Below are 22297 nucleotides of genomic sequence, written 5' to 3'. Positions count from 1 at the left end.
AACCCCCACTGACGAGTTTTCGGACAGAAGACCTCCTATCGGAACCGTCATTCGTCCGGAAACTCGTCATCGGGTGAGCCCGTAGCGTCTCAACTCGGCGGCGAGAGCCTGGCGGTCGTTGACGAGCTTCCAACCGAGCCGAACGAAGCCTCGACTTACGCGGCGGAGGCGATCCTCCCTGGCTTTCTCGCGCATGAGGATGTCGCGAAGTGTGAGACCAGTCTGAAAGAGTCGCCGGGCTCCGTATTTCGACACACCGTCAAACTCTCCGATGAGTCCGAGGTCCCTCCAGTAGAAGTCGACGAATCCGATCGACCCCAGCTCGTCAAAGAATTCCACCTGCAGTTCGGGAGCGGGTAAGCGCAGAGCATGGAACTGCACTCGGCCGAGCGACTCGCCGGGCGATCCGGACAGCGCCGTTGAGAACTCGATCGCGCGTCGCGCCTGAACCGCTCCGCGATACGGAAGTAGTTCATCAAGTTCAGTGAGGATCATCGACTGAGCGACGGTCGTCATTCCGAACCGGGGTTCCCCACGAGTGGGAACGCGTTGAGCGCAATCCAGCATTGCAACGGACCTCGCGAAGGGTGATGTGCACGCCATGTCGATGACGGTCCGAGCGAGTGACGTCACAGTGACCTCATTGATGACCGTCGAGTGAGTGTCCAACCCCAGGCCGTGACGCCGGATCGCTCTTCGGGAGTTCCCGCCCGTGGTCGCTCCGATGAGTTCGTGCGCATAGCCTGGCCACGGACCGATCGATGGCAGTCGCCAGAGCGCTGCCGCTGAGTCGTGCGAGAATTGCGCACCCGGTCGCGACCGAAGCGCGTGAGCCCGCACCAGCACTCGATAGCGGTCGTCCAGATCGAGCCCGTCCCACTGCGAACTCAGGATGTAGACCCCTGTCGTAACGCGCCGATACGCGCCGCCATCGCGCGCGCGTCGCAACCGGCGGTCGGACCCGAGCCGTTGCGTTTCGGCATGGGTGAAGAGCGGAGGTAGGGCATCCATGATCCGATCATGCGGAGCGGGGTCCGAGTCTGGAGGGCCGTGGCATCCAAACGTTTAACACTTCTCGTTCGACCCCAATGGGAAGGACATGACGCCGATGACGAGGGTTCGGGCAAAGGACGCGAAACGTACACACTCATTCGTCCGAAAACCGGTCACGCCCGCGCGACGAAACCACAGCGCGAGGCACTGCGCGGCCAGCGAACACGGGAACCCGGCGCTGGGGCGCTCGATAGACTGGATCAATGGTCGACGTACGCAGAGTCAAACTCCCCGGTGTCGGTGTGCTGCACACCTTCGTAACCGATGACGGCGGCAAGGTCGGCGTCATCACCCACCGGTCCGGCCACAGTGACCTGATCTCGTTCTCCGACTCCGAGGACGGCTCCGACGCGAGCAAGGTCAGCCTGCGACTGGACGAGGACGAGGCGCACACCCTCGCCGAACTCCTCGGCGGCACGCGGATCACCGAGTCGCTGAGCAGCCTCGACCAGATCCCCGGACTCACCATCGACTGGTTCACCGTCGACTACGAAGACCACATCGCGGGGCAGCAGCTCGGCAACCTCGCGAGCCGCGGCGTCGTCGGCCTGACCGTCGTCGCCGTTGTGCGCGGCGAGTCCGCGAACCCGGCCCCTGCCGACGACTTCAAGGTCTTCCCGGGCGACACCCTCGTGGTGGCGGGGTCTCCCGAGAAGGTCGCGAAGGCCTTCACGTTCTATCGCACCGGTGAGCTCAAGGCGAAGGCGCCTGTCGATTCCCCGCCGGGAGGTTAGTCGTGCACCTCGGTGAAGAACTCCTCGTTCTTGGCCTTCTGTTCGTCATCGCCTACGTTCTCGGCCGGGTCGGCAAGCTCATCGGTCTGCCCGCTATCCCGATCTACATGCTGGTGGGTCTCGTCGCGAGCCCGAACTCGCAGTTCTTCCCACTCAACTTCGAGTCGGCCGACGTGGAGCTCGTCGCTGTCTTCGGCCTCATCCTGCTGCTGTTCAGCCTCGGCCTCGAGTTCGACCAGGACGAGTTCTACGGCAACGCGGGCGCCCTGTTCGTCTCGGGCGGCACACGCCTGCTGATCAACATGGCGGCCGGCTTCGCGCTCGGGATGTGGATCGGCTGGGGAACACGTGAGGCCCTGATCATCGCGGGCATGACGGCCGCGTCATCCAGTGCCATCATCACGAAGCTGCTGATCGAACTGCGTCGCCTCGCCAACCGCGAGACGCCGACAATCCTGGGCATCATGGTGCTCGAGGACGTCTTCATCGCCGTCTACCTCGCGATCGTGTCCGTCATCCTCAGTGGCGAACAGGATGTCTGGGCCATCGTTCTGCAGCTGGCCATCTCGTTCACCTTCCTCATCGTGATGTTCATGGTCGCGCGCTGGGGAGGCAGGTTTGTCTCGCGTCTGGTCAACACACGTGACGATGAGCTGTTCACGATCCTGTTCTTCGGGCTCGCGGTCGCCTTCGGCGGCATCGGCGAGCTGCTCGGGGTATCCGACGCGATCGGCGCGTTCCTGGTCGGGCTGGTGCTGGGTGCGACGCGCTTCCGGGCGAGGATCGAACAGCTCGCGCTGCCGCTGCGCGACGTGTTCGGCGCGTTCTTCTTCCTCAACTTCGGGCTCGCGCTCGACATCTCCACGTTCGGCTCCGTTCTCGTGCCGGTCGGTGTCGCGGTGCTGATGACCCTGCTCGTGAACACCGCAGGCGGCCAGCTCATCGCCTGGCAGACCAAGCTCACGCGCGCGGAGGGTTTCAACACGAGCGCGATGCTGCAGAACCGCGGCGAGTTCGCGTTGATCCTCGCAACGCTGGCCACCGCCTCGGGGCTCGACCCGAGGCTCACGCCGTTCGCCGGCCTCTATGTGCTCATCATGGCGATCATCGGTCCGATCATCGCCGTCAACTCGAATGCGATCGGCGGGGCGATCTTCCGCACCAAGAAGAAGGTCGCGCGCCCGAGTCGCGAGGCGGACGAGAACATCGCCCTCGTCGAGGCCGCGCTCGCCGGCGAGCCGATAGCGGCGACTGACGACGACCTGTTCGAGCCGCAGCCCGTCGAGCCCGCTCGCGTCGACCCCCTCATCGAGCAGGCCATGCAGCAGTCGGATGAGCTCACCACGCGCAAGAGAGACCCGGAGTACTAGACAGATGTGGCAAGTCGCGCGCAGGCCGCGCTGGATCGGCATGCTGTTCGTGTGCCTCGCGGTAGCGGCCGGGTTCGCGCTGCTCGGGCAGTGGCAGCTGTCGCGCGGCGTCGAGACGGCCACCGTGGTCGAGCGGGAGACTGAGACGACGGTGCCGCTCGAGTCGATCGCCGAGCCCGCGAGCACGATCTCGTCGAGCGCCGCAGGGCAGCGTGTCAGCACGACCGGCGCCCTGGTGCCCGGCGACGGCGTGGTGCTCGAGGGCCGGTTCAACGACGGCGTCGAAGGCTTCTGGGTGACCGGGCACGCACTGACCGAGAGCGGGGTGTCTATCGCCGTTGCACTCGGCTGGGTCGCCGATCGCGCGGACGCGGCATCCGCTCTCAAGGATTTCACCACGAGCGAGCGAGACCTGACCGGCCGCTACGTCGCGACCGAACCGCCCGCCGAAGACGACTTCGAGGCGGGGGAGCAGAAGTCGATGTCGGTGGCCGCCCTCATCAACCAGTGGGCGGACGCGCCGGCTTCCGTCTATGGGGGTTACCTGGTTCTGGATGACGCCCCCGCGGGCCTCGACGCCATCGATTCGCCGGTACCGAGCGCCGAGGTCACGCTGAACTGGCTCAACGTGTTCTACGCGATCGAGTGGGCGGTCTTCGCGGTCTTCGCCGTGTTCCTGTGGTTCCGGCTGGTCAGGGACGAGTGGGAGCGCGAGCAGGAGGACGCGGAGCTCGAACTAAACTAGGACCATGCCCGCAACCCCCCGGCGTTCCGACGCACCGCGCATCCGCTCGGCCCTCAAGCTCTACAAGGTCACCTCGATCATCACGGGCTCGTTCCTGCTGTTGCTTGTCCTCATGATGGTGTTCCGCTACGGGCCGAAGATCTGGGGCGGCATCGGCGTCGACATCGAACTGGGCGGGCCCTACGGCTTCCTTGCCCTTACCCCGCAGGCCCTCATCACCGGGGTGAACCTGTCCACGGTGATCCTCATCGTGCACGGCTGGTTCTACGTGCTCTACCTGTTCAGCGACTTCCGCCTGTGGAGCCTTGCGCGCTGGCCGTTCAGCCGGTTCCTCTTCGTCGCACTCGGCGGGGTCATTCCCTTTTCCTCCTTCTTCATCGAGAAGCGCATCCACGCTCAGACCGTGACGCAACTCGAACAACTCGAGACCCCCAAGCCTGCGGAGGCCACAGCGTGAGCAATGAAACAGCACAGCAGCCCGTTCTCGTCGTCGACTTCGGCGCGCAGTACGCCCAGCTGATCGCGCGTCGCGTGCGCGAGGCGAGCGTCTACTCCGAGATCGTGCCGCACACCATCACCGCGGCCGAGGTGCAGGCGATGAACCCGTCCGGCATCGTGCTGAGCGGTGGCCCGTCCAGCGTGTACGAGACCGGCTCACCGACGCTCGACCCCGGCATCCTTCAGCTCGGCATCCCCGTGCTGGGCATCTGCTACGGCTTCCAGGTCATGGCGCAGCAGCTCGGTGGCGAGGTCAGCAACACCGGCCTCCGCGAATACGGTGCGACGGATGTCACGCTCGCCCCGGGCGACTCGACGCTGCTCAGCGGCCAGCCCGCAGCCCAGACCACCTGGATGAGTCACGGCGACTCGGTCTCCAAAGCTCCCGAAGGGTTCGCGGTGCTCGCCTCGAGTGCCTCGACCCCCGTAGCCGCTTTCGCGAGTGATGAGCGTCGCCTGTACGGGGTGCAGTGGCATCCCGAAGTCAAGCATTCGGAGTTCGGTCAGAACGTGCTCGAGAATTTCCTGCACACCGCGGCCGGGATCCCCGCCGACTGGAACTCGAGCAACGTCATCGAGGAGCAGGTCGCCCGCATCCAGGCACAGGTCGGCACCGGCCGCGTCATCGTCGGCCTCTCCGGTGGCGTCGACTCAGCCGTCGCTGCCGCCATCGTGCACAAGGCCGTCGGTGACCAGCTGACCGCGATCTTCGTCGACCACGGCCTGCTCCGCCAGGACGAACGTCGACAGGTCGAAGAGGATTACGTCGCCTCCACCGGAGTGCGCCTCATCACCGTCGATGCCGTCGACCAGTTCCTCGATGCACTCGCCGGCGTGACCGACCCCGAGCAGAAGCGCAAGATCATCGGCCGCGAGTTCATCCGCAGCTTCGAGGCCGCCGCCGAGGCGCTGGTGCTCGAAGCGCAGGGAGACGGGGCGTCGATCGACTTCCTCGTGCAGGGCACTCTCTACCCCGACGTCGTCGAATCCGGTGGAGGCACCGGCACCGCCAACATCAAGAGCCACCACAACGTGGGCGGCCTGCCCGAAGACCTGCAGTTCACGCTCGTCGAGCCGCTTCGTACGCTCTTCAAGGACGAGGTGCGCGCCATCGGCCGCGAACTCGGACTGCCCGAGGTCATCGTCTCCCGCCAGCCGTTTCCGGGGCCAGGCCTCGGCATCCGCATCGTGGGCGAGGTTACCCGTGAGCGTCTCGAGCTGCTCCGCAAGGCGGACGCGATCGCCCGCGATGAGCTGACCAACGCCGGCCTCGACGGTGAAATCTGGCAGTGCCCCGTCGTGCTGCTCGCCGATGTGCGGTCGGTCGGCGTGCAGGGCGACGGTCGCACCTACGGACACCCCATCGTGCTGCGCCCCGTCTCCAGCGAAGACGCCATGACCGCCGACTGGACGCGCCTGCCCTACGACGTGCTCGCCCGCATCTCCAATCGGATCACCAACGAAGTGGCCGGGGTCAACAGGGTCGTACTCGATGTCACGTCGAAGCCGCCGGGGACTATCGAGTGGGAGTGATCGGATCTGTGCGGTGCTGATTTCCAGCTCAGACATCGAGAGTTCTGACCGGCCGAAAAGCGTGGCCGATCAGAACTCTCGAAACTCGCGAGGAAATCAACACCCCACAGATCCTGTGGGCGCAAGAAATGCGGCCGCAAAAGGTCTTCTCGTGGGGGTGCTGTTCGGCGTCATTCTTGGCGTGGGTGGGGCCGCGCTCGATACGGTTTTTGTGCTTCGCACGGGTCGGCTCTCGATGGGGATGCTTATCGTTGGCGCTGCGTGGTTCCTGCTTAATTCCGGGGTCGTCTGGGGGTTGCTCGCCTTTGTCGCAGGGCGGTTGTCGCGCCGTTCCGGCATCGCTGCGCTCGCCGGTGTCGTCAGCCTTATTGCCGCCGTGGGTTCGTATTACGGGTATGGGCTGACTTTCGGAGATCGGGTCTGGGGGCTGCAGCCGCTGCTTCCCGTCATCACCCGGTGGACACTCGCTGCAGTACTGCTCGGGGCCACTGTCGGGTTTTTAGGGGCGCTGTCACGGCGAGCCGGGAAGCTCGCATACGTCGGGATCGCGACGCCGGTCATCCTCGCCCTCGGTGCCCTGTACCTCGGCTACCGGGACTACGGGCTCAACGGCACGGTCATCGGCGCGAACCTCTTTGTGGTCGCCGCGTGCCTGCTGGCGTGCGGGATCATGATCTGGCGCCGCGAGCGGATCCACTCGATCGTGGAATGACAAACGCCGCGCCCCTCGGGGGACGCGGCGTTTGTGATGAGAAACCTAGCGACGCAGGATTGCGATGAGGCGCAGGATCTCGAGGTACAGCCAGACGACGGTGACCATGATGCCGAAGGCGGCCTGCCATCCGTAGACGCGGGGTGCGCCACGCTCGACACCGGTCTTGATGCTCGTGAAGTCGAGCACGAGCGAGTATGCGGCCATGAACACCACGAGGATGCCGAGCCAGAAGCCGAGTGGCATGCCGAGGAACATGGTGTCGCGCAGGCCGAACTGGCTGTCGGTGACGCCGGTGAGCATCAGCACGAGGTTGACGAGCGAGAACGCCGCGTAGCCGACCATTGCGACCAGGAAGATCTGCGTTGCGCGCTTCGACGCGCGCACCTTGCCGTTCATGAACAGCACCAGCGTCACGCCGACGACGGCGAGCGTGCCGAAGACAGCCTGCACGACGATGCCGTCGTACTGGGTCTCGAAGATGCGCGAGATGCCACCGACGAAGACACCCTCGAAGGCCGCGTAGGCGAGAATGAGGCCGCGCGACGGCTGCTTCTTGAAGATGTTGACGAGGGCGAGCACGAATCCGACGATGGCTGCGGGGATGGCGAGGATCGGCACGATCCAGCCGACCACGGCACCGACCAGCAGGATTCCGAAGGAGATCGCGATCTTGACGATCGTGTCCTCGTAGGTCATGCGGTCGGTCTCGACGGGCGTCGCGGACGGGCGGCCGTACATCTCCGAGATCTCGTCGGGCGTCGGCGGGCGGCGGAGCTCGGCGGCCTTCGTCGGGTTGTTCGAGAATGCGGCTGAGTTGCTGAAGGCGGGGTTCGAGCTGGCGGATGCCATGGTCGCGTACTCCTTGGGTTCGGGGCGCGTTGTGCGTCCACTACCGATTTTAGGGGAGCGGGCGGGCGCACTGCTGGGGGAATGCCGTGGGATAGCCCCCAACCGCTAGCGTTAAGCCGTGAGCACAACGCCCCGCACCCTCGTCATCGCCCACCGCGGCGCGAGTGGGTACCGGCCCGAGCACACGCGCAGCGCCTACGAGCTCGCGTTCACCCTCGGGGCCGACGCAGTCGAACCCGACATCGTTGCGACCCGGGATGGCGTGCTCGTGTTGCGGCACGAGAACGAGATCAGCGGCACAACGAATGTCGCGGCGCATCCCGAATTCGCATCCCGCAAGACCACGAAACACATCGAGGGCGTGAAACTCACGGGCTGGTTCACCGAGGACTTCACCTGGGAGGAACTGCGCACGCTGCGCGCCGTCGAACGCCTGCCCCAGGTGCGCCAGGCCGGCTCGAGCTTCGACGGCACCGAGCGGATCCTGCGCCTCACCGACCTGCTGGCGATCATCGACCGGGCATCGGCGGCGCGCGGCCGCAGCCTCGTGATGGTCGCCGAGATCAAGCACGCCACCTACTTCGAGTCGATCGGGCTGCCGCTCGACGAGCTGTTCGCGCGGGAGATCCGCGGCTGGGCGACCGAGGAGAACCTCATCGTCGAGTGCTTCGAGCAGACGGTGCTCACGAAGATCCGCGAGCGGGGTATCCCGGGCAGGCTCGTCTTTCTCGCCGAAGCAGCCGGAGCGCCCGCGGACCTCGTCGCCCGGGACGGCAAGAAGGCGCGCAGTTACGCCGACCACCTCACCGATGAGGGGCTCGCGCAACTCGCCGAGAGCGTCGACGGCGTCAGCGTGGACAAGAAGCTCGCCTTCTCCCGGGATCACGCCGGCCACGTCACGGGCCCCTCCGACTTTGTCGAGCGCGCCCACGCGGCCGGGTTGCTCGCGTTCTGCTGGACGCTGCGCGCCGAGAACCGTTTTCTCTCCAAGAACTTCCGTCGCGGATCGAACGCCTCCGACTGGGGCAACTGGTCGAAGGAGTTCGAGATCGTGCTGCGCAGCGGCATGGACGGCGTCTTCGCCGACCAGCCCGACCTCGCCCTCGCGGTGCGCAGGCGGGTAGAGGCGCAGCGCCGCAAGGCGGAGAAGGCGGCGCTGGGGACACCAGCGGCGAGCGTCACACCCCCCGCCTAGAATTGGCAGGACATGTCGACAGTTCTGCACCCACTCATTCCCGACGAACCGCCCCGCGACGGCGGGTTCAACGACGCGCTGCTCGACGGGCTCAACCCGCGCCAGCGTGAGGCGGTCGAGTACCGCGGCTCCGCCCTGCTCATCATCGCCGGCGCCGGCTCTGGAAAGACGAGTGTGCTCACGCGCCGCATCGCCGGCCTGCTGCAGAGCCGCGAGGCCTGGCCGAGCCAGATCCTCGCCATTACCTTCACCAACAAGGCGGCGGCGGAGATGCGCGAGCGGGTCGGCGCGCTCGTCGGCCAGCAGGCGGAAGGTATGTGGATCTCGACCTTCCACTCCGCGTGTGTACGCATCCTGCGACGCGAGGCCGAAAACTTCGGCTTCACCAAGAGCTTCACCATTTATGACTCCGCCGACAGCCGCGCGCTCATCAAGCGGATCATCAAGGAGCTCGACGCCGACACGTTCGGGTTCACCGTCAGCCAGGCATCAGGCAAGATCTCGAAACTCAAGAACGAGCTCATGGACGTCGAGAGCTACGCGCGCGGTGCGAACTTCAACGACCCGAACGAGGTGATGTTCCTCGAGATCTTCCGCCGTTACACGCAGGAGCTCGCGCGGGCCAACGCCTTCGACTTCGACGACCTGATCGGGCAGACGGTCTACCTGTTCCGTGCTTTCCCGCAGGTCGCGGCCCTCTACCAGCGCCGCTTCCGTCACCTGCTCGTCGACGAGTACCAGGACACCAACCACGCGCAGTACGCGCTGATCCGCGAGCTCACCAAGCCGGTCAAGCAGGGCGACCTTCCGCTCGACCTGCAGGGCAAGGGCAGCCTCGAGCCCGCGTCGCTGACCGTCGTCGGCGACAGCGACCAGTCGATCTACGCGTTCCGCGGGGCCGATATCCGCAACATCGTGGAATTCGAACGAGACTTTCCCCGCTCGAAGACGATCCTGCTCGAGCAGAACTACCGCTCGACGCAGAACATCCTCGATGCCGCCAATGCCGTCATCTCCAACAACTTCGACCGCAAAGACAAAAAGCTCTTCACCACGATCGGCGCGGGCGAGAAGATCACCGGTTTCACCGGGTACTCCGGTCACGACGAGGCCCAGTTCGTCGCCGACGAGATCACCAAGCTGCGAGATGAAGGCATCGCCTACAAGGACATCGCCGTCTTCTATCGCACCAATGCCCAGACCCGTGCGCTCGAGGAGATCTTCATCCGCTCCGCGCTGCCATACCGGGTGCTCGGCGGAACCAAGTTCTACGAACGCGCTGAGATCAAAGACGCGATGGCCTACCTCATCACGGTTGCCAACCCGGCCGACCCGCTTGCTCTTCGCCGCATCATGAACACCCCGAAGCGTGGCATCGGACCGGCGACCGAGACCGCGCTGCAGTCCTGGGCCGACGACCACGACGTGAGCCTGCGCGAGGCCATGCGGCACGCCGACGAGCTGGGCCTCGGCCCGAAGGTGACCGGGGCGATCCTCGGGTTGACCGCCGCCCTCGACGAGGTGCAGCTGACCGTCGACACGGCCAAGCCGTCCGACATTCTCGCCGAGCTGCTGAAGAAGTCCGGGTATGTGGAGGCGCTGCGCGCATCCCGAGACCCGCAGGATGAAGCGCGCGCCGAGAACGTGGAAGAGCTGCTCGCCGTCACCAAGGAATTCAGCAAGAACAACCCCGAGGGCACCCTGCTCGACTTTCTCACCGAAGTGTCACTGGTAGCGGCCGCCGATGACCTGGACGACACGAGCGGAACCGTCTCGCTCATGACCCTGCACACGGCGAAGGGTCTTGAGTACGAGGCGGTGTTCCTGACCGGCGTCGAAGAAGACCTGTTGCCGCACCGCATGTCGGCGAACGAGCCCGGCGGTCCCGCCGAAGAGCGGCGTCTGTTCTACGTCGGCATCACCCGCGCCCGGCAGCGCCTGTACCTCTCGCTTGCCATGACGCGCGCGCAGTTCGGTGACGTCAACGTCGCCATGCCGAGCCGGTACCTGCAAGAGATCCCGGCAGACCTCATCGACTGGAAGCAGTCGCCCGGCATGGCCAACAGCCGCGGCGGTACCCAGCCGCGCGCGCTCAACGCTCGCCGCGACGGCTCGTCGTGGGGCACGTCACTGCGCGAGGCGGCGGGACTCCCGCCCGCACCGGTGCGTGAGAAAACCGTGTGGGCGAGCGAGGTGACCGGCAAGGTCCGGGATAACGGCGACCTCACACTCGCGGCCGGCGACCGCATCCGGCACACCGACTTCGGTGAGGGCCGCGTGATGGAGGTCACCGGCGAGGGCGCCAAGCGCGTTGCCGCCGTGCAGTTCGACACGGCCGGTCGCAAACGTCTGCTGATCAAGATAGCTCCGATCGAGAAGCTGTAGACAGCTCGGTCTATCGCCTCGTTTGGGGTAAGACGAAATTTGCTCGACCCCGTGGGAGCGCTCCCGCGACTGCTATCTTCTTGGCTACCGGCGACGAGGCCGGGAAAGAGAAGGTGCACTATGGTCGGGGGAGACCACAAGGTAGCCGGTGCGTTCGTTGCACTCGCTCTAGTGACCGTCACGGCGCTCAGCGGTTGCGCTAACGAAGCAGTGGCCAGCGTCAAGGGGGATTTCCCCGATGTGACTCTCGCGGCGAGCAAGTCGCCCGTGCAGTTCCTGCGCAACGATGCGGCGAGCCGCATCCCCACGGCCGTGATCGACAATGTCGAGGAAGCCATCGACGAATCGGTCGCGTGCTTCGACGAGGTGAAGGACCCGCAGGGACTCATCCGCTCCTGGCACTCCTCGGCCCTCGTGACCGTCGAGAGCGGCAGCGCGTGGCGGATCGAGTCGATCGTCGACAACCTGATCGCCTCGTTCACCGAGCAGGAGTGGACTGCCCGCTCGCTCGGCGAGACCGCGGACTTCCGCAGCAGCCTGCTCACGAGCAAAGGATCGATGGCCGAGATCCAGATCATCGGCGAACGGCCCGATCCCGACCAGAGTACGACGTCGACAGCGGAAGTGGTCAAACAGGTCACCGTGGAGATCCAGGTTCATGGACCGTGCGTGCGCACGGAGGGTCCAAAATCCGACGACGTGAAGAAGCTCGAAACGCCCTGACCCCCGCACTGGGGCCGGGTTCTATGTGACGACTCTGTTACGTCCATTCACCCTGCGTTCATCCCCTGATAGCTTCAAATGATCGGGGGGATGCCGCATCGCCCGCCACAGGCGGATAGGATGCGCGCTCGCAACACTGCAGGGGTTACGACATGTCGACTGGCTTCACACAACGGGTATTGGCGGCGCTCGCAACAGTCGCTGTAGCGAGCCTGGCACTGACCGGATGCTCCGACACCGCAGACGGCGAGAAAGCCGAGCTGACGCTTGCGGAGACCAAGTCGCCCGCCCAGCTGCTGCGGAACGAGGCCGCGACCCGCGTGCCCGAGACGGTCATCGACGAGGTTCTGAAGTCGCAGGACTTCTCGTCCGCGTGCCAGACCGCTGAGACCGACCCCGAGGGCCTGCTGCGCCAGTGGGACTCGACGGTGCGTCTCGCCGTCAACGCCGACAACGGCTCCCGCACAAAGGAGATCCTCGACGAGCTCGCCAACTCCTTCGTCGAGCAGGACTGGGAACTCGGCCAGTTCGGCGGCAGTTCGATCCTCGAGCTCACGAGCCCCGACTCTCCCTCTGTTATGCACCTCTCCATGGTTAAGGCCGACGAGGAGACCGGTGAGGGCGGGGTCATCCAGATCACCTCGAGCGGACCGTGCGTCACCACGGGCGGCGAGAACTCGCCCGAGGTCGTCAACCTCGAGGAGCGCGGCTAACCGCGAAGTTCATCCGTCATCCACTGAATGGATGATCGGTTCGGGTGATCGGGCGTTTCACGGCGCCCGTCAACCTGCTAAGTTCGGCACGCAATTAAACACAACACACAGGGGTGAAACATGGTCGGTGGGGACCGAACACGAGCGTTCGCGGGGGTCGCGATCGCAGCAATTTCCATACTTATGCTGGCGGGCTGCGCAGAGAGCTCCGGCGGCAGCGGGTCGAGCATCACGCTCGCCCAGACGAAGTCGCCGACGCAGCTGCTGCGCAATGAGACGGCATCACGCGTGCCGACGGCGGTCATCGCCGAGGTCGCGTCGAGCGAAGACACCTCCATTCGCTGCAAGACCGAGAAGGCCGACCCCAAGGGCCTCATGCGCTCCTGGAAGTCGACGGTCACCATCAACGTCGAGTCGGGCAGCGCCTGGCGTACCAAGGCCGTCGTCGACGAGATGGCAGCATCCCTCGTGACGGACGGGTGGGAGGCCTCGAAGGGCTTCGACTCTGCCGTGCAGGTGACCCTGCTCACCAGCGAGCAGTCGGCGGTCGGTATCGAGCTCGGTGCAAACCAGCCCGAGGAGGGCTCCGACAAGGGCGCGACCATCTACGTCTCCACGACTGGCCCGTGCGTCGCGACGGCCGGTGAGGACTCGACGGAGATCCGCGATCTCGAGGGCCAGGGCGACTAGGCGGGCACTCACCTGCGGCTGCCCCGAAAGGGGGGAGCCGCAAAAACCCTGCCGTTCCCTCGTGGCCACCTCGGGTTCACTCAGCGCACTTAGCCTGCTCCGGGCGCCGTCAGTTAGACGGCACAAGGGGGATAAGTCATGTGGGGTCAACTTCGTACTGTCGCACTGTGGGGCGCGGCAGCGACGGTCATCGCGCTCGCCGGATGCGCGAGCGTGGGGTCGGCCGGCAGCATCGAGGGCGCCAGTGACGATGTGACCCTTGCGCAGTCCAAGTCGCCCGTGCAGCTGTTGCGCAATGAGGCGGCGTCCCGCCTGCCGAGCATCGTGCTTCTGGATGTCGCGGAGACCACCGACACGTCGGTCTCCTGCAGTGACGCCGACGCCGACCCCGATGGTCGCGCGCGCTCCTGGACGAGCGGCCTCACGGTTCACGTCGCGAACTCACGGGCCGCGAGTGTGCCGAATGTCGTCAGTGACCTCACCGACAGCTTCCTCGAGCAGGACTGGACGGTGAGCGAGGAGGGCGAGGGTTCGGTCGTGCTCGCGAACGCGGGTTCCGCCGTGGTCATCGAGCTGGCCACCGCCGCGCGCGAGGGCAACGAGAACGCGACGATCCGCATCACGACCTCCGGCCCGTGTGTGCTGACAGACGGTGCAGAATCCGACGAGGTCAAGGCCCTCGAGGGTGAGCTGTAAGACTGCCCCCGGGCGGAACGGGTAGAGTGTTTGGTGGCCAAAGTCTCTCGATGTCGAACTATCTCGATGTCGAGACAGGATGCCTTCCCCAGCACAACCAACCGTGATTGAGAGAGCCACGTGGATCTTTTCGAGTACCAGGCGAGGGACCTCTTCGAGTCCTACGGAGTTCCTGTACTTGCCGGCCTGATCGCCGACACCCCCGAAGAAGCGAAGGCCGCAGCTGAGAAGCTCGGTGGAACAGTCGTCGTCAAGGCGCAGGTGAAGGTCGGCGGCCGCGGCAAGGCCGGCGGCGTCAAGGTGGTCCACAATCCGGATGACGCGTTCACCGCAGCCGAGGCTATCCTGGGCCTCGACATCAAGGGTCACTTCGTCAAGCGCGTCATGATCGCGGCCGGTGCCCGCATCGCGCAGGAGTTCTACTTCTCCGTGCTGCTCGACCGCTCGAACCGCTCCTTCCTCTCGATGACGTCGGTCGAGGGTGGCATGGAGATCGAGGAGCTCGCCGTCGAACGCCCCGAGGCCCTCGCCCGCATCGAGGTCAACGCCCTCGAGGGCATCACGCTCGAGAAGGCGACCGAGATCGCCATCGCGGCCAGCTTCCCTGAAGAGCTCGTCGGCAAGGTGGCCCCGGTCATCGTCAAGCTGTACGACGTCTTCACGGGTGAGGACGCGACGCTCGTCGAGGTCAACCCGCTTGTGCTCACCGAAGACGGCGAGGTCGTCGCCCTCGACGGCAAGGTCACTCTCGACGAGAACGCCGGCTTCCGTCACGAGAACCACGAGGCACTCGAGGACAAGGCCGGAGCCGACCCGCTCGAGGCCAAGGCCAAGGCGCTCGACCTCAACTACGTGAAGCTCGACGGCGAGGTGGGAATCATCGGCAACGGTGCCGGCCTCGTGATGTCGACACTCGATGTCGTCTCCTACGCCGGTGAGCGTCACGGCGGCGTGAAGCCCGCCAACTTCCTCGACATCGGTGGTGGAGCCTCCGCCGAGGTCATGGCGGCCGGGCTGGACGTCATCCTCAACGACCCTCAGGTCAAGAGTGTGTTCGTCAACGTCTTCGGTGGAATCACTGCGTGTGACGCGGTTGCCAACGGCATCGTCGGGGCGCTCGCCACGCTGGGCGACACGGCGACCAAGCCGCTCGTCGTTCGTCTCGACGGCAACAACGTCGTCGAAGGTCGCCAGATCCTGGCCGACCGCAACCACCCGCTCGTCACCGTCGTCGACACCATGGACGAGGCCGCCGACAAGGCCGCCGAACTCGCCCACGCTGCAGCCTAAGGAAAAGGACCAGAAACATGTCGATCTTCCTCGACGAGAACTCCGTCATCATCGTCCAGGGCCTCACCGGCTCCGAGGGCACCAAGCACGCCGGTCGTATGCTCGCGAGCGGCTCGAAGATCGTCGGCGGTGTCAACCCGCGCAAGGCGGGAACGACCGTCACGATCGAGGGCACCGAGCTGCCGATCTTCGGATCGGTCGCCGACGCCATGGCCGCAACCGGCGCCAACGTCTCCGTCATCTTCGTGCCGCCGGCCTTCGCCAAGGCTGCAGTGCTCGAGGCCGTCGACGCCGAGATCGCCCTCGCCATCGTCATCACCGAAGGCATCCCGATCCACGACTCCGCGGAGTTCTGGGCGTACGCGACCTCGAAGGGCAACACGACCCAGATCATCGGGCCGAACTGCCCCGGCATCATCAGCCCCGGCAAGTCGAACGCGGGAATCATCCCGTCGACGATCACCGAGGCCGGCCCGATCGGCCTCGTCTCCAAGTCGGGCACCCTGACCTACCAGATGATGTTCGAGCTGCGCGACCTCGGCTTCTCGACCGCCATCGGCATCGGCGGCGACCCGATCATCGGCACCACCCACATCGACGCCCTCAGGGCGTTCGAGGCGGACCCCGAGACCAAGGCGATCGTCATGATCGGTGAGATCGGTGGCGACGCTGAGGAGCGCGCGGCCGCTTTCATCCAGGCCAACGTCACCAAGCCGGTCGTCGCCTACGTCGCGGGCTTCACCGCCCCCGAGGGCAAGACCATGGGCCACGCCGGTGCGATCGTCTCCGACGGTGCCGGCACCGCGCAGGGTAAGAAGGAGGCCCTCGAGGCTGCTGGCGTTCGCGTCGGCAAGACCCCGAGCGAGACCGCCTCGATCATGCGTGAGGTCTTCGCTTCTCTGTAACCCGTGTTCGAGAGTGGGGGAGGACTTCGGTCCTCCCCTTCTCCCGTTAACCGGCACAATTGCAGGATGACGCTCCGCCCGGCCCTCGCGACGACTCTCGCCCTCGCCCTCACGGTGACGCTCGCGGGCTGCATCGCCCCCGCCGCGCCAACCCCGGAGCCCGAGGTGAGCGATGGACTCGCGCCCTTCTTCGAGCAGGGGGTCGACTGGACCGAGTGCGGTGAGGGTGTCGACTGCGCAACGATCGTGGCTCCGCTCGACTGGGAACACCCGGCCATGGGCTCCATCGAGCTGGCCGTGTCACGCATCGCGGCGACCGGTACCGCGAGGGGCTCGCTGCTGGTGAACCCGGGCGGCCCCGGGGGATCGGGATTCGATTTCGTTCGGGACAGCATTCGGTACGTGGCATCCGCTGACCTGATGGAGGAGTTCGACCTTGTCGGCTGGGATCCGCGGGGTGTGGGGCGCTCAAGCGCGGTCGAGTGCCTTGACGGCGCAGCGATGGACGAGCTGCTGTTCGGGCAGTGGGACAACGCATACGAAACGAAAGCATGGGTGACCGAGCTGGAGGCGGCGGAGGCCGAGTACGCGGCTGCCTGCGCGCGCAACACCGGACCGCTGCTCGAGTTCGTCGACAGCGGCTCGACGGCCCGCGACATGAACCTGCTGCGCGCGCTGCTCGGCGACGAGAAGCTCAACTACCTGGGCTTCTCCTACGGCACGTTCTTCGGCACGATGTTCGCCGAGCTGTTTCCGGAGCGGGTCGGCCGGCTCGTGCTCGACGGTGCCCTCGACCCGTCTATTGGCGCCCTCGACTGGTTCGCCGTGCAGATGAAGGGCTTCGACGACGCCCTCGTCGCCTACCTCGCCTTCTGCGTCGGGCAGGGAAACTGCCCGCTCGGCGGGACCGAGGCGGCGGCGCGATCCACCTTCACGAACCTGCTCGACACGGTCGACGCGAAGGGCATCGAGTCGGCTGACGGGCGCGCCCTCGACTCGGCGACCCTCGGCTTCGCGATTGCCGCAGCCCTCTACTCGGAGGAGAACTGGCCGGCGCTCACGAGCATGTTCGAGGAGGTCGCCGTGGGGGAGTCGTTCATCGCCTTCCAGTTCGCCGACTCCTACTACGGCCGCGGTGGAACCGCCGAGTACGACAACAACTCCTTCGACGTGTACACCGCGACGCTGTGCCTCGACGACGATTTCCAGGGCGACGAGTACGACGTGCGCTCGGGCCTCGATGCAATCGATGCAGCCGCTCCTCTGGTCGGCGGCTACTTCGCCTTCGACGACTACGCCCATGTCGAGGCGGCGTGTACTGCCTGGCCTTACGCTCCGAAGAAACAGCCCGGAATGTACGACGCAGCGGGTGCCGACCCGATCCTCGTGATCGGCACAACCAACGACCCAGCGACGCCCTACGCGTGGGCGAAGTCACTTGCCGGCCAGCTGGAGAGCGGTGTGCTCGTGACGTTCAACGGCGAGGGCCACACCGCCTACGGCCGCAGCAACGGCTGCATCGTCGAGACGGTCGACGCCTACTTCATCGATGGCACGGTGCCTACAAGCGATCCGAATTGCTGACGTACTCGTAGCGGAAGTCGCCCGTGTACTCGAACCAGTCGCCGAGCACGGGGGAGGAGAGCACGGCCGAGACCCGCTGCCCGTTCTCGACCGATTGTTCGATGAGGCGGATGCGGGCCAGCCGCGGCAGCGCGACCCGCAGCCGACCCAGGTTCAGCCACAGCCGACCCGTGCGCAGGTGCAGCGCCCCCTCGACGACCTCGAGCTCGAGCTGCGCTTCCAGCTCGCTATGGCGGCCGAGGAAGTCGTGCAGCGCGCCGCCGACGATGCGCATCTCGTCCTGCATCACCCGCGTGCGGCCCGGGAAGTCGAAAGTGCGCCAGCCGCGCAGGGCATCACCTGCGGGTGTGTTGGTGACGGTGAACGGAATCCCGCGCCCGAATTCGGGGAACAGGATGCGGCGCCAGGCCAGCACCGCGAGTACCGGCCGCAGCCAGCGCCTGCTCGAGCCGGCCACCTCGTAGACGCCGGTGCCGCGACCCACTGTGCCGGCGGGTGGCAGCGCGAAGTAGGCGCGGAGGCCGGGGGAGAGTCGATCGATATCGTCGCCGAGGGCGCGTTGCCACACGGACTCTTCGGTCATGCGGTCATCATGACACGTGGGGTCAGGCCGAGCCTCGTCCGGCCGCCTTCTCGAGGTCGCGCCGCGAGCGCAGCCCGAGTTTTGCCAGCGAGTTGGCGATGTGGTGCTCGACTGTCTTCACCGAGACGTGCATGGCCGCCGCGATCTCGCGGTTGAGCATGCCCTCCGATGCGAGCAGCGAGGTGTCGTGCTCGCGCGGGGTCAGGGTGCTCCAGCCCTCCAGTGCGGCCACGCCGTCCTCGGTCGGGGCCGCGCCCGTCAGGTACACGGTGGCGCCGAGCCGGGTGAACAGGCGGGTGGCGTCGCGGGCGGCGGCGGTGGCATGCCCACTTTCACCGTTCGCTTCGAGAGCGCCGGCCAGCGACTTCAGGGCGAGGGCGTGCGGGAAGGGGCTCGTCGACTCGTCGCCCGCGGCGAGCGCCGCACGGTAGGCGGCGATGGCCTCGGGCAGGTCGCCCTGCGCCTCGGCGAGCATGCCGTGGAGCCAACCGGTGTAGCCGAAGCTCTTGGAGCCGGGCTCGCTCTCGAGCAGGCGGATCACGGAACTCGCTCGCTCGTAGGAGCCCAGGGAGATGAGCGCCTCGGCGTGCATCGCGCGCCAGCCGGTGTAGCCGGTCGACGTGAGGCCGAGCGCGAGGGAGCCCTCGAGCATGGGGCTCAGGGCGTGCACCACGGCGTGCGGGTGCCCGCCGACGCGCTCCACGACCGCAGCCGCGATGGCCGCCGCGGCGGTGTGCTGCGGAAGGGGTCGTTCGACACCGAGCCGCCGGGCGATGCGCACGGAGCGCTCCGCGAAATCCAGCTCGCCCGAGTGTGCCGACATCATCGCGATGGCGCCGTGAGCGAGCACGTCGTGGTTGCCGTTGCGGCTCGCCGTGGTGTGCGCGAGCACAGCCTGGGCGTCGAGCATCGCGTCATCCCACTGGCCGAGTGCGAAGTTGACGTGCGATCGAAGAGCCAGACCGAGCGGGATGATGTGCAGCGCATTGCTCGACCTCGCGGCCTCGACGGCGGTCGTCACCGTGCGCAGGGCCCGAGCCGTGTCGCCGCGGTAGAACTCCCGCTGGGCGTAGATGGTGAGTGCGTCGGCGCGTTCGGGGCGGGTCGCGGGCAGTGCGAGCACGGACGCGAGTGCGACGTCGGAGTCGTCGACGGCGCCGGCGATCCAGAGCGAGAAGCCGAGGGTGATGCGCAGCCGGGCCTCTGCGGGGGAGGGCACGCCGCCCTCCTCGAGGCCGAGGCGGGAGAGCGCGGTCGCGCTTGTCGTGATCGCGGCGGGAAGGTCGACAGCCGCAAGCTGCAGGCTCGCGACGACTGCGGCGGTGAACAGTCCACCGGTGCCGAGCGCGTCGTCATCGGACGGGTACTCGTCGAGGGCTGCCGTCACGAGCGAGAGGGACTCGGGGAAGTCGCCGAGCAGGTAGCCGATCCCGCCGAGAACCACCTGGCGGGCCAGGCTCGGCGCGCAGCGGGCTACGCTCGGCGCGAGCGTGCTCGCGAGCTCAGCGTCATCCGAATAAAAAGCAAGGACGCACGCGTACAGCAGCCGGCGTTCGCGCTCGGCCGCACCGCTCGTCACGCCGCTTGCGCGACTGAACATGCGTGCCGCCTCGGGATACTGCCCTGCGGCCTCGTGGCGCACGCCCTCTGCCTCGAGTTCGGCGGCGAGGGAATCGTTGGTGTGCTCGGTCGAGGAGAGCAGGTGCTCGAGGCGCCGGGTGCCCGTCATCGACTCGGCGATCGCGGCGTGGAGCCTGCGGGCCTTCGCCGTGTCGAGCGAACGTCGGATGCCCTCGCGCACGCGCACCGACTTCAGAGTCAGTTCGCGCTGGCCCTCCTGGTTGAACACCTCGAGGTGCCCGGATGCCGAGGCGTCATCGAAGGAGAGCTGCACACCCGCGCGCATGGCGATCTCGACCAGCGCGGAGATGGAGATCGGGGTGCCGATCAAGGCGAGGAGCTCGAGCATCGCCCGCCCCTCCTTGCTGACCGTCGCGAGGTCGCGCCTGAGGGCGGGATCGAAGTCGGCAGGAACGGGGAGTGATCGCGGCACCGAGACGTAGAGGCGCTGGCCGAGTTGCTCGAACGCGGCCACGAGGTGCTGGGGGTTGCCGTCGGTGAGTTCGGCGAGCAGGTGCGCGCGGGTGATCTCGAGCGCCGAGATACCGCGTTCGCCGGCGAGCTCGATCACCTGCTGGGTGCCCAACGGTCCGAGGCTGAGCACGCTGCCGCGGTCGGGGCGACTGCTGCCCGGGCTGAGACGCTCGATCAGCCGTGATTCTCCGGTGCGACCGGCGATCACCACGAGCAGCTTCGACGTGCGGAGGGCATCCAGCTGCTTGGCGGTTCGGGTGACGACGGCCGGCTCGAGCCACTGGGCGTCATCGATGACGACGAGGGTCGGCTCGGATGCAAACTTGGGCACGGTGTTGGTGACGGTGAAATCGCGCAGGGCGGCGACCAGTTCGTTGATCAGCCAGGTCTTGCCGATGCCCGGCTCGCCCTCGAGCGTCACGACGGTGGCGTGCCCGGCGCGCGCCCGGTCAGCGGCTGCGGCCAGCGCCGTCCGCTCTCGAAGCCGATCTACCACGTGTTCCCCCTGCGCCCCTCGTCGGGCGCACAAACCCAGACTACCCAGTATCAAAACCCTAGGGTTTTACCCTTAACATTCGGGGTCGCGAGACCTTCAGACTGGTGCCGCACCACCCGAATGTTCCCCGCTCCGCCGGACCCGCCATCCCCCCGTACGCGGAGCTCCGGCGGGGCAGGTGAACTGCGGAGCCGGGCCCCGGTACGCTCGCACGGGTATGAACCGCCCACTCACAGCCCTCTTCGCAGCCTTCGAGGCCTCCCTCGTCGTTGCGATCGGCATCGTCATCCCGCTCGCACCGCTCACGGTGCTCTGGGGTGCGCAATTCGGCTTCGCCGGTGACTGGACGACGTTCTGGCGCGCCTCCGTCGACATCTGGCTGCTCGGCCACGGTGCAGACGTTCGCATGACGCTCGACCCGACCGTGGCGGCGACCCTCGGCCTTGCGGGGGCGGATGCCGCGTTCCCCGTGACCATCGCAATCCTCGGGTTCGGCGGGCTCACGCTGCTGCTCGGCGTGCGCGCCGGTCGCCGCGTGTCAGAGACCCGCTTCCGGCTCCTCGGAGAGCTCGTCGCCGTCGGAACTTTCGCCGGGCTGTCGACGCTCGCGACCCTGAGCGTGCTGCACCCCTTCGCCCGCCCGTCGATCGTGCAGGGAATCCTTCTGCCCACCGCCGTGTTCGGGGTCGGGATCCTCATCGGGTCACTGCGCACCCAGCGCGCGGCCGGCGACGACTCCGGCAGCTCGATCAGGGACTGGGTGAACGACTGGCACCCGACTGTGCGCTCCGTGGTCGAGGTCGGCCTGCGCGGGGGAGTGGCTGCCGTCGCCGCCGTCATCGCGGTCGCGAGTCTCGCGGTCGCCGTGCTGCTCGCGGCCAACTACGCCGGGATCGTCGCCCTCTACGAGAGCCTGCACAGTGAGGTGCTCGGCGGTATCGCGCTTACCGGCGCACAGCTCGCGTTCCTGCCCAACGTCGTCATTTGGGCCGCGTCCTGGTTCGTCGGGCCCGGCTTCGCGATCGGCGCCGGATCGGCCGTGAGCCCGCTCGGCACCACCCTCGGGCCGCTGCCGGTGATCCCCATGCTCGGTGCCCTGCCCGCGGGCGACCTCGCCTACGGGTTCCTCGGACTGCTTGTGCCGATCGTGGCCGGGTTCTTGGCGGGAGCCCTTCTCCGGCCTCGGCTCTTCCGCACCGACTGGCGCTCGAGCCTCGCCGCCGGCGCGAGCATCGGCGTTGTCGCCGGTGTGCTGCTCGGCCTTCTCGCGTGGTTCTCCTCGGGCGCGGCGGGACCGGGGCGGCTCGCTGTCGTGGGGCCGGATCCTCTCGCCGTCGGCCTGTGGGCTGCGCTCGAGGTGGGCATCGCGGCGACCATCGGCCTATTCGCCGCCAGCCACCTGAAGTCACCTGTCGCCGAGAAGGCGGAACGCGCCGACCGGTAGGC

Annotated in this window: 20 protein-coding genes; 16 read left to right on the top strand and 4 right to left on the bottom strand. The window is 66.8% G+C overall.

Annotation, left to right across the window (positions count from 1 at the left end; all coding sequences use genetic code 11):
* Window positions 1-66: 66 nt before the first annotated feature.
* Window positions 67-516, bottom strand: coding sequence for a hypothetical protein (locus EYE40_RS10445; RefSeq protein WP_130981885.1), 450 nt, complete (start codon window positions 514-516; stop codon window positions 67-69).
* Between the two features lie 740 nt (window positions 517-1256).
* Between EYE40_RS10445 and EYE40_RS10440 the strand changes: the two genes are divergently transcribed.
* From EYE40_RS10440 to EYE40_RS10415, 6 genes are all read left to right on the top strand, one after another.
* The gene (locus EYE40_RS10440) at window positions 1257-1787 is read left to right on the top strand and encodes a cation:proton antiporter regulatory subunit (protein WP_130981884.1); all 531 of its coding nucleotides are present in this window, start codon (window positions 1257-1259) and stop codon (window positions 1785-1787) included.
* 2 nt (window positions 1788-1789) lie between these two features.
* Window positions 1790-3157, top strand: coding sequence for a cation:proton antiporter (locus EYE40_RS10435; RefSeq protein ID WP_130981883.1), 1368 nt, complete (start codon window positions 1790-1792; stop codon window positions 3155-3157).
* A 4-nt stretch (window positions 3158-3161) separates the two neighbouring features.
* Window positions 3162-3902, top strand: coding sequence for an SURF1 family protein (locus EYE40_RS10430; protein ID WP_130981882.1), 741 nt, complete (start codon window positions 3162-3164; stop codon window positions 3900-3902).
* Between the two features lie 4 nt (window positions 3903-3906).
* Window positions 3907-4359 (top strand): DUF3817 domain-containing protein, encoded by a 453-nt coding sequence (locus EYE40_RS10425; RefSeq protein WP_130981881.1) that lies wholly within the window; start codon window positions 3907-3909, stop codon window positions 4357-4359.
* The gene (gene guaA / locus EYE40_RS10420; RefSeq protein ID WP_130981880.1) at window positions 4356-5933 is read left to right on the top strand and encodes a glutamine-hydrolyzing GMP synthase; all 1578 of its coding nucleotides are present in this window, start codon (window positions 4356-4358) and stop codon (window positions 5931-5933) included. Before EYE40_RS10425 ends, guaA begins: the two co-directional genes overlap by 4 nt.
* A gap of 151 nt (window positions 5934-6084) precedes the next feature.
* Entirely contained in the window at window positions 6085-6645 is a 561-nt protein-coding gene (locus EYE40_RS10415; protein ID WP_130981879.1) for a DUF6518 family protein, read from the top strand.
* A gap of 45 nt (window positions 6646-6690) precedes the next feature.
* Here the strand turns inward: EYE40_RS10415 and EYE40_RS10410 are convergent, their stop codons facing one another.
* On the bottom strand, window positions 6691-7497 hold the full coding sequence (locus EYE40_RS10410) for a Bax inhibitor-1/YccA family protein (protein ID WP_130981878.1): 807 nt from the start codon (window positions 7495-7497) through the stop codon (window positions 6691-6693).
* A 118-nt stretch (window positions 7498-7615) separates the two neighbouring features.
* Here EYE40_RS10410 and EYE40_RS10405 point away from each other — a divergent pair, with 118 nt between their 5' ends.
* The 9 genes from EYE40_RS10405 to EYE40_RS10365 all read left to right on the top strand — a co-directional run bounded on the left by EYE40_RS10405 (window position 7616) and on the right by EYE40_RS10365 (window position 17678).
* Window positions 7616-8692 carry a glycerophosphodiester phosphodiesterase family protein gene (locus EYE40_RS10405; RefSeq protein ID WP_130981877.1) on the top strand — a complete coding sequence of 359 codons (1077 nt, stop codon included), beginning with the start codon at window positions 7616-7618 and terminating at the stop codon, window positions 8690-8692.
* Window positions 8693-8704: 12 nt separating this feature from the next.
* Window positions 8705-11077, top strand: a complete 2373-nt coding sequence (locus tag EYE40_RS10400; RefSeq protein ID WP_130981876.1) for an ATP-dependent helicase — start codon at window positions 8705-8707, stop codon at window positions 11075-11077.
* A 120-nt stretch (window positions 11078-11197) separates the two neighbouring features.
* Window positions 11198-11800, top strand: coding sequence for a hypothetical protein (locus tag EYE40_RS10395; RefSeq protein WP_130981875.1), 603 nt, complete (start codon window positions 11198-11200; stop codon window positions 11798-11800).
* 152 nt (window positions 11801-11952) lie between these two features.
* Complete coding sequence (locus EYE40_RS10390; protein WP_130981874.1) at window positions 11953-12513, top strand: hypothetical protein; 561 nt, start codon at window positions 11953-11955, stop codon at window positions 12511-12513.
* Between the two features lie 120 nt (window positions 12514-12633).
* Window positions 12634-13203 (top strand): hypothetical protein, encoded by a 570-nt coding sequence (locus tag EYE40_RS10385; protein ID WP_130981873.1) that lies wholly within the window; start codon window positions 12634-12636, stop codon window positions 13201-13203.
* A 138-nt stretch (window positions 13204-13341) separates the two neighbouring features.
* Window positions 13342-13899, top strand: coding sequence for a hypothetical protein (locus tag EYE40_RS10380; protein ID WP_130981872.1), 558 nt, complete (start codon window positions 13342-13344; stop codon window positions 13897-13899).
* A gap of 120 nt (window positions 13900-14019) precedes the next feature.
* On the top strand, window positions 14020-15189 hold the full coding sequence (gene sucC / locus EYE40_RS10375) for an ADP-forming succinate--CoA ligase subunit beta (protein ID WP_130981871.1): 1170 nt from the start codon (window positions 14020-14022) through the stop codon (window positions 15187-15189).
* Window positions 15190-15206: 17 nt separating this feature from the next.
* Window positions 15207-16094, top strand: a complete 888-nt coding sequence (sucD, locus tag EYE40_RS10370) for a succinate--CoA ligase subunit alpha (protein WP_130981870.1) — start codon at window positions 15207-15209, stop codon at window positions 16092-16094.
* A 66-nt stretch (window positions 16095-16160) separates the two neighbouring features.
* Entirely contained in the window at window positions 16161-17678 is a 1518-nt protein-coding gene (locus EYE40_RS10365) for an alpha/beta hydrolase (RefSeq protein ID WP_130981869.1), read from the top strand.
* Here the strand turns inward: EYE40_RS10365 and EYE40_RS10360 are convergent.
* Complete coding sequence (locus EYE40_RS10360; RefSeq protein ID WP_130981868.1) at window positions 17656-18261, bottom strand: DUF4166 domain-containing protein; 606 nt, start codon at window positions 18259-18261, stop codon at window positions 17656-17658. The two genes, EYE40_RS10365 and EYE40_RS10360, sit on opposite strands and share 23 nt — an antisense overlap.
* 22 nt (window positions 18262-18283) lie before the next feature.
* Window positions 18284-20851, bottom strand: coding sequence for a helix-turn-helix transcriptional regulator (locus tag EYE40_RS10355; protein WP_130981867.1), 2568 nt, complete (start codon window positions 20849-20851; stop codon window positions 18284-18286).
* A gap of 217 nt (window positions 20852-21068) precedes the next feature.
* Here EYE40_RS10355 and EYE40_RS10350 point away from each other — a divergent pair, with 217 nt between their 5' ends.
* Window positions 21069-22295, top strand: coding sequence for a cell division protein PerM (locus tag EYE40_RS10350; protein WP_130981866.1), 1227 nt, complete (start codon window positions 21069-21071; stop codon window positions 22293-22295).
* The last annotated feature ends 2 nt before the right edge of the window (window positions 22296-22297 follow it).

The organism is Glaciihabitans arcticus, assembly GCF_004310685.1.
Classification (GTDB): Bacteria; Actinomycetota; Actinomycetes; order Actinomycetales; family Microbacteriaceae; genus Conyzicola; species Conyzicola arctica.
Note: the sequence above shows the minus strand (reverse complement) of the source record. Positions and strands in the feature narration are given on the sequence as shown.